We start from the raw sequence: 3205 nt of genomic DNA, 5'->3' as shown, positions 1-3205 counted from the left end.
GTCGGCTTATGCAGAAGATGACGAGTTTGTTCCTGCTTACCAAAATGAAGGGAACTATCAGATGGAAGATCCTGATAAATATTTTACCTACCGTGAGGGGCGTAAGTATTACACTTCTGGTAAGGAAAACGGTATTCGCGTGAATGAGAATAACGAAGAGTCAACCGATGAGACCGTTGGTATTCTGACCTTTATTCTTGCACCAGCGACAATAATTTATATGAACCTAGTAGGTTGGTGGGAATAAGTCTTACTTTTCATTCTGCAAATAGAAAGCTGCATTTCTTAAATATTCGGGCGGTAAATTGCCTAGATTGCAAAGAAATGTGGCTTTTTTCATTTCTATTAGCTAGCTGTGGTCTGAGTTGATTGAATCTTCCCCTCCTGAGCAAGTATAATCGGCGACTATTTTGTGGCATGTTTTTACTAGGAACTTATACAAGCTGTGGCGATGCGATTATTAAGAGGGATGCATAACCCCGGGCTGATAGCAGCTTGTCAGCACTTAAGCACAAATAAAAGTTCGCCTAATACGGCATGTGTTGCAACGATTGGCAACTTTGATGGTGTGCACCTTGGGCATCAAGCGATTCTAGAGCAAGTAGTTACCGAGGCAAAAACACAAGACTTACGGTCCGTTGTTATTATTTTCGAGCCTCAACCTCTTGAGTATTTTAAAGCCGATGAAGCGCCTGTTCGTTTAATGCGCTTTCGAGAGAAGTATCAGGCGATATCCGAGTACGGTATCGACTTTGTATTTTGCTTAAAATTTGATGCGCATTTGAGTCAGCTTAGTGCAGAAGAGTTTATTCAGCAGGTTTTGGTGGATCACCTGAGTATTAAGCACCTGGTGATTGGTGATGACTTTAGGTTTGGGGGCGACCGCTCGGGTGATTATGCGCTCTTGAAAGAGGCGGGAAAGCGCTTTGGTTTTAGCGTTGAAAGTACTCAGACAGTTGAGTGTGAAGAATCACCTCTTAGAGTTAGTAGTACGCTGATTAGAGAATTGTTGGCCAAGAGTAATTTTAGTGCTGCTGAGAATGCTTTAGGGCGCCCTTATAGTTTCATGGGTAAGGTTATCCACGGCCAGAAACTTGGACGCCAATTAGGGTTTCCGACAGCGAATGTAGCCTTAAAGAGAACGAAAGTACCATTTTCAGGTGTCTATGTCGTAAGCCTTTATTTGAACGGTGAGGATAATACCCCTTATCAAGGTGTAGCGAATGTTGGGGTTAAACCAACCGTTGGGAATTACTTGCCTTCTCTAGAAGTACACCTGTTCGGCTTTGATCGAGATATATATGGCCGAAATGTTCGAGTTGTTTTTCATCAGAAAGTACGTGATGAGCAGCGTTTTAATGGTATTGACGCTCTGAAAGAACAGATAGATAAAGATGTTAAGCAGGCCAAGGAATATTTTAAAAAATTGGCCAGCTAGAAAGATATAAACGCGATCTTGATAAAAAATTATTGAGTGCCTTAGTGATCTAAGGACAATATTGACAACCTGATGTGACAATAATATGAGTGATTACAAGCATACTTTAAACCTTCCCGAAACCAAGTTTCCAATGCGTGGCAATCTGGCTCAGCGAGAGCCTGGCATGTTAAAGCAGTGGCAGGATATGGATTTGTATCAACAAATCAGAACCGCCCGGGCGGGAGCAGAGAAGTTTATTCTTCATGATGGCCCTCCGTATGCAAACGGTAGTATTCATATTGGTCACGCGGTTAACAAGATTCTTAAAGATATTATTGTCAAAGCGAAAACAATCAGTGGTTATGACGCACCTTACATTCCGGGTTGGGACTGCCACGGCTTACCGATTGAACACAATGTCGAAAAGAAAAAAGGCAAGGCCGGCGTAAAAATAGACTACCCTGAGTTTCGTCAGGCCTGTCGTGACTACGCGGCTAAGCAGGTTGCAGGCCAGAAAGAAGACTTTATTCGTCTAGGTGTTCTGGGTGACTGGGATAAGCCTTACCTAACCATGGACTTTAAGTTTGAAGCCGATATTGTCAGAGCCTTGGGACAAATTATTGAAAACGGCCACTTGCAGAAAGGCTTTAAGCCGGTTTACTGGAGTGTTGTCGGTGGTTCTGCATTAGCTGAAGCAGAAGTTGAATATCAGGATAAGCAGTCAACAGCGATCGATGTTCGTTTTAATGTCGCCGACCAGACTGCTGTTTACGAGGCTTTCTCTGTTGATGCGCAAGATGTGCCTATGTCTGTTGTGATCTGGACGACCACGCCATGGACATTACCTTCTAACCAAGCGGTATCTTTAAACGCTGAATTAGAATATGCCTTGGTTAAGGCTGACGCGGGTAATGGCACTGAGCTACTTATCATGGCTGATGCTTTAGTTGATGATAATGCTGAGCGCTATGGTTTGGAGTCTTTTGAAGTCTTAGGCCGTTGTATTGGCCAGGCGCTTGAGAAACAAGCGTTGATTCATCCTTTCTATCGAGATCGTCAGGTTCCCGTTATTTTGGGTGACCACGTCACTACCGACGCGGGTACCGGTGCGGTTCATACAGCACCCGATCATGGTGTAGACGATTTCAATGTAGGTAAGAAGTACGGTTTAGGCACGCTCAACTATGTTGATGGCGGTGGCACTTTCCGTTCTGATGTCGACAAGTTTGCTGGCCAGCATGTTTATAAGGTTGATGCAGCGATTTTAGAAGAGCTAGAGAGCCAAGGCGCACTGCTTAAGAAAAAGGTCTTCACACATAGCTATCCGCATTGTTGGAGAACCAAGACTCCGCTGATTTATCGTGCGACGCCGCAATGGTTTGTCAGTATGACCCAGAACGGTTTGAAAGAAGCTGCATTGGAAGCGGTGAAAGGTGTTCAGTGGGTACCTGAATGGGGTCAGAATCGTATCGAAGCAATGTTGGAGCAAAGCCCTGATTGGTGTATCTCTCGCCAGCGTACTTGGGGTGTTCCGATTACTTTGTTTGTTCATAACGAGACACAAGAGCTTCATCCTGATACACAAAATTTGATCGCTAAAGTAGCTGAGAAAATTGAACAGAAGGGTATTGATGCCTGGTTCGAATTGGATGCGAGCGAATTATTAGGTGATGACGCTGAGAATTACACAAAAGTAACCGACACTTTAGATGTTTGGTTTGACTCGGGCGTGACGCATGCCGCGGTATTAAAGCAGCGCGAAGAGCTAGGTCAGTACCCTGCCGA

The 3205-nt window shown here is 44.3% G+C and carries 3 protein-coding genes; all 3 read left to right on the top strand.

Annotated elements, in window-relative coordinates; all coding sequences use genetic code 11:
* On the top strand, positions 1-247 hold a 247-nt coding region (locus tag A3763_RS28565; RefSeq protein WP_197482877.1), incomplete at its 5' end, for a hypothetical protein.
* Between the two features lie 204 nt (positions 248-451).
* Positions 452-1438 (top strand): bifunctional riboflavin kinase/FAD synthetase, encoded by a 987-nt coding sequence (ribF, locus tag A3763_RS10325; protein WP_068512273.1) that lies wholly within the window; start codon positions 452-454, stop codon positions 1436-1438.
* Positions 1439-1523: 85 nt separating this feature from the next.
* A partial coding sequence (ileS, locus tag A3763_RS10320) for an isoleucine--tRNA ligase (protein WP_068760007.1) occupies positions 1524-3205 on the top strand: 1682 nt, incomplete at its 3' end.

It is taken from the genome of Oleiphilus sp. HI0128, from assembly GCF_001635365.1.
Note: the sequence above shows the minus strand (reverse complement) of the source record. Positions and strands in the feature narration are given on the sequence as shown.